The organism is Tepidiphilus thermophilus, from assembly GCF_001418245.1.
Lineage (GTDB): Bacteria > Pseudomonadota > Gammaproteobacteria > Burkholderiales > Rhodocyclaceae > Tepidiphilus > Tepidiphilus succinatimandens.
Map to the genome: position 1 here is coordinate 134473 of NZ_LIPU01000005.1, position 6726 is coordinate 141198.

Here is a 6726-nt window from a genome sequence, read left to right on the forward strand (position 1 = left end):
AGCAGCGTCAGGCAGGGGTAAGCGGTCGATTTTTGCTGGTATATTTGCTGGCATTCTGCGATCTGGTATCATGGGCTGCGGCGGATGCCATCGACCGAGCGCAGTGCCCGAGATGGTATCGATATCCGATAACTTATTGACGAACAAAGAAAAAATGCCGTATTTCGGCGCTTTTTCGGTGATGGTATCGAGATGCTGTCCGACACCAAGCTTCGCAGCCTCAAACCCAGCGAGAAACCGTACAAAGTCGCCGACCGCGACGGTCTGTATGTGGTCGTCACTCCCGCGGGGACGATCTCCTTCCGTTACAACTACCGACTCAATGGTCGCCAGGAAACGCTGGTGCTCGGCCGTTATGGGGCCGATGGCATCACGCTGGCTGAAGCGCGAGAAAGGCTCCTGGCCGCGAAAAAGTTGGTCAGCGAAGGTAAATCACCGGCGCGACAGAAGTCCAGGGAGATGCGGAAGATCAGAGACGCCGAAACGTTCGGCTCCTGGGCTGAACTGTGGCTCAAGCATTACCCGATGGCTGAGTCCACAAGAGACATGCGCCGGTCGGTCTATGAGCGTGATCTAAAGGAACCGTTTGGTCGACTCAAGATGACGGAGATCGGCCACGAAGATCTTCGGCAACTATGCGACAAAATCGTGGCGCGAGGTGCGCCGGCAACAGCCGTTCATGCGCGTGAAGTCGTCCACATGGTGTATCGGTACGCGCTGGATCGCGGGCATCGTTATGAAAACCCCGCGGAACTCGTGCGGCCCGCATCCATTGCGCGCTTCCAACCAAAAGACCGAGCGCTATCTCCGCAAGAGATCTGGTTGCTTTATCAATACTTGGAGCGCGTATCGACCGCACCGACCATTCGCTTGGCGGTCAAGTTGCTGCTGTTGACGATGGTCAGGAAGTCGGAATTGACCGACGCGACGTGGGACGAAGTCAACTTTACTTTGGCGACCTGGACCATTCCAGCGGAACGGATGAAGAGAAAGCGTCCGCACGTGGTGTACCTGTCCCGCCAAGCATTGGATATTTTTATTGCCCTCAAGACGTGCGCGGGTGGGTCGCGTTACGTCTTGCCGTCCCGCTACGATCCCGACATTCCCATGAGCAAGGCCACACTGAATCAAGTGACGACCCTGGCGTGGAAGGCGGCGCAGGAAGATGGGAAGCCTTTGGGGAAGTTTTGCGTCCACGACTTGCGGCGGACGGCATCCACTCTGCTTCACGAGGCTGGCTACAACACGGATTGGATCGAGAAGTGCCTCGCCCATGAGCAAAAGGGCGTAAGAGCGATCTACAACAAGGCTGAATACGCCGATCAGCGTCGCGTCATGCTTCAGGATTGGGCAGACATGATCGACCTTTGGGTAAAAGGCGACCCGGCGCTTTGGGCTGTTGTGCCGCCGCCTTCCTCTCCGCTATCCATGCTTCGACCTCCCCCAGATCCCATGCCACCGATCGCGGAGTGAGGGCGAATCGTCTCGGGAATTCGCCGCGCTTTTCAAGCTCGTAAATCGTCCGATCCGATAGCGGAACGATCTGTAGAAGCTGCTTGCGGTTGATGAGAACGCGGCCAGGAATCTTGAGTTCGTCTTCTTGGATGATGCGCATATCGGCTGCTCTCAAAAACGTACGCAAAAGTGCGCACTGGTATCACACGTCGCGCGATTGCTCGCGCATGGTCTGGTCAACCGAGCTTGGGGCACAAGCTTCGCCCTTTAGGGCGGGGAGGATTGACGGACTAATTTGCACTTTTTGTAGTTTGCGACCAATTTACCAAATGGCAATGCCGTTCTTCCGGGTCAAAAGCGCACACTTTTGAATCATTTCAAGAAAGCCCCGCCTCATCCAGAAAGCGCGATGCAAGACCTTCCTCGATGGCGCTGCTCAGGATGAGCCGATGTCGGGCTCGGGTCATGCCAACATAGAGAAGGCGTCTTTCATCCTCCTCTGTCGAATCCGTGTGGGGCAGGTTGCCTTCCTCGCAACCCATGATCCAGACATTGTCGAATTCGAGGCCCTTCGAGGCGTGCAATGTCATGATCTGCACGGCGGGCTTGCGGCGATTCTGACTTGACCGTCCCAGGATTAAAAGTCGCTGGGCAAGCGATCCGGGCATCCTGACAAGGGATTCCTCCAGCTTTCTCAGCAGGTTCGCCTGGTTTGGCGTGCAATAATCGGACAAGAAAGCGGCGACGCCATGAATGACGAGCGTCGCCCGCCCCTTCGCCGCTTGTTCGCGCCATGAGGCAAGACCAATGCGCAGGCGCAGGAGCGTCTTCCGACTACCATCGTCGTCTGGAGCTTGTTCGATCGCGGATTCCAGGCGAGCAATGCAACCTCCGAACGAACGACGCGAATGCTCATTGACCCATTCGGCATGGATGCCGCAAAAAGAAAGTGCGTTCGCCAGCCCAGTCCAAGAATCATCCACGACGGAACGCAGCAGGCCGGAAAATACGCTTCCGATCGAATGTTCCCAAACGCTCTTGCCGCCGGTGCGGACGCATGGCCTATCGATGCCGGACAAAGCCAGTTCCGCGGTGTCGAGAATCAGATTGGTTCGGGCAAGGATTGCCCATTCGTCGTCCTGAGCGCCTTTCTCGATGGTTTCGACGATCTGATCGACTTCGGCCCAGCGGTCGGGAGCGCGGATCACCCTGATCTCGCCTACATCTTCGCGGTGGGCGGTGATCTTTTTGGCGGCCCGGTTGCGGTTGTGGGCGATCAGTTTGGCGGCATGAGCAAGGATGTTCGGTGCGCACCGGTAGTTGACCGGCAGGGTGGTCACGGTCGCTGACAGCTCGGTTGAGATCTTCCGCAACCCGGCGTATCCCAACGCGTGGCGAAAAGCGTACAAGCTTTGATCGTCGTCGCCAACCAGCGTGATATCGGCTCCGGCGCGCCCATGCAGCAGAATCCACTCCACCTGCACTTCGTCCATATCCTGCGCCTCGTCCACCAGCAGCCAGCGGATCGGGAGCGGTGGCATGCCGCCGCTTGCCATTCGGTGCACAGAGAGCAGTAACAGATCGGCGAAATCCATGGCCCCATCGGACTCCATGACTTCCTGGTAGCCGTTGAATACGGATTCGAGGGAAGGATCGGAGAACGGAACGGGAGTGAGTCTGGCCTTGCGCGCATCGATAGCTTGTACGACATTTTCGAATGCGATGTTCGGTGCATGCTGTTGCCAGCAACGCCACAAAACGGCCAGGCGCTCGCCTTCAGACAGCAAGCGCGGAGGTTTCCCTCCGCTAAACCGCTTGATCTGCGCAAGCGCCAGAGAGTGAAAGGTGCCAACGGCCAGGCGCCGCGCATGGTCCTGACCGCAGGCAGCAAGAATCCGGGATCGAAGCTCTTCCGCAGCATCGCGGGTAAATGTCACTGCGCAGAGCCGTCCCTTATCGTGATTGGCAAGCAGCCGTGCCGCACGTACCGAAAGAACCCGAGTTTTGCCGGAACCGGGACAGGCGAGAATCGTGCAATGACCAGATGCCGCGACGGCGCGTTCTTGATAGGGGTTGAGTTCCATCAACTATGTGGTGTTCGCGGTCGGCGTCTCGATAGTTTCCGCTTTCGTCGCGACTTCGGCGGTTTCATCGACGGATATGCCTTTCTTGCGTGCAGCCACCATGGCCCGCGCGGAAATCGACCGGGCGGATCCGGCCAGGCGAAGCAGACGGCGCTTCCATCCGAAGATGCTGCGGGAGTAGTCGCCATCAGGGATGACGCCGGATAACCAGAGAGTATCGAACTTGGCTACCATGCCATCGAACTCACGGATGAGACCGACGTAGCGTACGGCACGTGGGGACGAAATCTTCGCTTCGACTTCCTTTGGGTTGGAATATTCGATGCCGTTGAACTCGATCCCGTTCGCTTCCGCAAGCTTCTCGAGGCGGGCGACTTCGCCGCGTATATCCTCGAACATCTTGTTCATCCGCTCATCGACGATGCCCTCTACTTCGCGGGCCTGTTCGTCGGAGCCGACGATTCTCAAGACGACCGACAGGGAGAAGATTGCGTTCGCGTACTGTTCATACCCTTGGTCAAATACCTGTTGCGCATGGAACGAGTGGAGCCTGACCTTCTGGGTGAAGTAAGGATGACTCTTGGATTTGTCTTGCGATGACGTCGGCGCTGCCATAGAACCCCCCGAAGATACCCGCGGCTTCTGTCGCGGAGGACTCGATAAAGGACCACAGACACTCATCCTAGAAAACAGTGTCGCTGAAACCGAGTCGAAAAGCACACCAAAACGTCCTGTTTGGCATCGTGACGGCGCTTGACATTCCCAATTCGGTCGCTAGAATTTATCTAACCATTCGAAGTGCGTGACGCCTTCGAATGTTCACCCTCCTAGCTGGGGAGGCGAAATAAACAGCAATCAGTACGCCGACCGTGCCATGCGCGGCGGCGTGTTTCAACCCCTCGGGGGCATTCACTGCCCTCGCGGGCCGTGGTGCCTCCGCTTCAACCTCAAGGAGGTATCATGGAAGAGTTTTTGCTCGTTATGGCCCTGTTTGGGTCTGCGCAGATCGCGCTTCGCGGCTTGGTCAAAGCGGGGAAGCTGGTATTCGCGCTTGCGATGCCGAAACCCGCGCATCCCGGCACTGTCCGCGCGCCGGATGTGAGGCCGATGGCCGTCCGTAAGGATGGCGAGGAAGATTGGTCGAGGTACGAAATCCCGACGTTCATCCGGCGTGGCATGCCGATGCCACAGTTGGAACCGATCCCGGCGAAAACGACCAAGTCCCGCAAGCGTCGCAGCAAGGCGAAAGCCGAAGTCTCCGTGACGCCAGCAACATCCAATACCGCGGCTTTCGAGGTCGTGGCGTAACTTCCCAGGAATCTGGCAAAGGAAAATCGTTCATGGACGGGGTACCACGGTCAGCAAGCGTTAGCTGTTTGCCATGAACTAAGGTTCGAGCCAGGTTCCACCCATTTCTTAACCCTGCGGGGGTCATCGCGACCCCGCAAGGGGCGTGGTGCCTCCGCGTTTTTTTGGGAGGCATCATGGAACTGGTAATTTTCCTTATGTGCGTGGTTTCCGGCCTGATCATCAGCCGTCCGATCGTTCGGGCGCTGGGACTCCGGTAACGCTCAAGTGCGCCTGTGGGATTCCCCGCAGGCCAGAGGTCTTTCCATGAAGAGACTTCCGGCCTGCGGGGTTGCCGCGGGCGCGTATCAAGCCTGGCAACTCCTGCGGGGTCAAGTCCAATAACCCAGCAAGGAGTAAAGCCATGACACTTGTGATCCTCTCGATGTGCGTCGTCTCAGGAATCGTCATCAGCCGCCCGATCGTCCGGGCGCTGGGGCTCCGGTAAAAAAACAAGCCTGCGGAAACCCCCGCAGGCCGGAAGCTTTTCGTGCAGAGAGACTTCCGGCCTGCAGGGGTTGCCACAGAGCGTATCAAAACAGGCAATACCTGCAGGATGCCAATCCTAGTTTTCAATGCCAATCGATTGCGCGATGATGCTGCGTTAACAAGCAGGGAGAATGCCATATGAATCCTATGTTAACCCACTTGTTCCGTTCGATCCCGTTTCGCATGGCCTGCGAACTCCACCAGCGTCTTCAGTCCGGGTGCACGGCACCGGAAACGCGAAAGATGTTGCGACAGGCATTGCGGATGGCCGGGGGCGTTCGCAAAGTGGCTTAATGTTTCGCCGGGCTTTTTAGTCTGGCGTAGATTGAAGCCCCGCGCTTCGGCGCGGGGCTTTCCCAAATGCATCGTGAGGTGCGTTTCGGAAAGCGGAATTGTTCTCTCTGGCTATGCCAAAGAGACATGAAGGTAGCTGGCCTTCTGAAACAAACAGCATCGTGCGACGTGATGTCGCGTAAGTGATTGTTCTGCAAGGGATAATCACACTTAGAGCCCACACGGGAGGAAGATGCCCGTATGGGCATCCAAACCCAAGGCTTAGGTGAGCCCTGACAGAACCGACCGTTCCTCCGGTCGTAGCCTAGGATGGCGTGCAGACTGGGCAACCGGTCTGTGCGAAGCCTGTCCGACAATGTACCCCACCCTAAAAGGTGAAGCAGAACCCGTGAGGGGGAAGCGGAGCTGCGAGCGCCACGCGGCAGGGGGCTAGGCTTGGGTGCACGGTGAGCAGAAGCAAAGTGGTAATAAGCCTCGTTATTGTTGACAAGCCAAAGGCGCTGACAGGCTTGAGCCAAAAAGGCGAGTGGACAGACCTACTGCTGATGCTTCAGTAGGCGAGGATACAGTTCCACCGGGGTATAACCACCACCTAAACACCTGTTGTCACTTATGCGAAACACGGTAAGCCCGTATCTCCGCCCGTAAGGGCAGGCCGACCGTAAGGAAAGCTGTTGGGGGTGCGGGCATGGGATGCCGGAAAAAGCGAATGACGTCCTGTAATGGGGCGGATAGGGATTGAGGGGCGACCCAACATCATCCCGCCCGAAAGGGAGCAGACTTCCGGCTGGTCTCTCTTCGCAAGAGAGTATGTAGAACCTTCTGAACGGAGGAAAAGCAAATGACGACCATGCAAATGGTTGGTGCAGCCTCCGGCTGGGAGGATGTGAATTGGCACAATATCGATTGGGCCAAAGCACACCAAACAGTTAGGAGGCTGCAAACGCGTATTGCGAAGGCAGTCAGGGAAGGGCGCTGGGGCAAGGTGAAAGCCTTGCAATGGCTCCTGACCCACTCGTTTTATGGGCGAGCAATCGCCGTGAAACGAGTCACTGAA

General features: G+C 57.4%; 5 protein-coding genes and 1 pseudogene. 3 read left to right on the forward strand and 3 right to left on the reverse strand.

Annotation, left to right across the window (positions count from 1 at the left end; translation table 11 throughout):
* The first annotated feature begins 192 nt into the window (after window positions 1–192).
* Entirely contained in the window at window positions 193–1473 is a 1281-nt protein-coding gene (locus tag ASC37_RS06205) for a tyrosine-type recombinase/integrase (protein WP_082438393.1), read from the forward strand.
* Between the two features lie 10 nt (window positions 1474–1483).
* Here the strand turns inward: ASC37_RS06205 and ASC37_RS11910 are convergent.
* The 3 genes and pseudogenes from ASC37_RS11910 to ASC37_RS06215 all read right to left on the reverse strand — a co-directional run.
* Window positions 1484–1615, reverse strand: a pseudogene (locus tag ASC37_RS11910) (helix-turn-helix transcriptional regulator); the annotation flags it as partial.
* Between the two features lie 217 nt (window positions 1616–1832).
* On the reverse strand, window positions 1833–3539 hold the full coding sequence (locus ASC37_RS06210; protein ID WP_072247939.1) for an ATP-dependent helicase: 1707 nt from the start codon (window positions 3537–3539) through the stop codon (window positions 1833–1835).
* 3 nt (window positions 3540–3542) lie between these two features.
* A complete protein-coding gene (locus ASC37_RS06215; protein WP_055423542.1) occupies window positions 3543–4154 on the reverse strand; it encodes an AcaB family transcriptional regulator in 612 nt (203 codons plus the stop codon).
* Between the two features lie 345 nt (window positions 4155–4499).
* Here ASC37_RS06215 and ASC37_RS06220 point away from each other — a divergent pair, with 345 nt between their 5' ends.
* The gene (locus ASC37_RS06220; protein WP_055423543.1) at window positions 4500–4847 is read left to right on the forward strand and encodes a hypothetical protein; all 348 of its coding nucleotides are present in this window, start codon (window positions 4500–4502) and stop codon (window positions 4845–4847) included.
* 1663 nt (window positions 4848–6510) lie between these two features.
* Window positions 6511–6726 (forward strand): reverse transcriptase N-terminal domain-containing protein (locus tag ASC37_RS11255; RefSeq protein WP_176697463.1); only part of this gene is annotated, 216 nt, incomplete at its 3' end.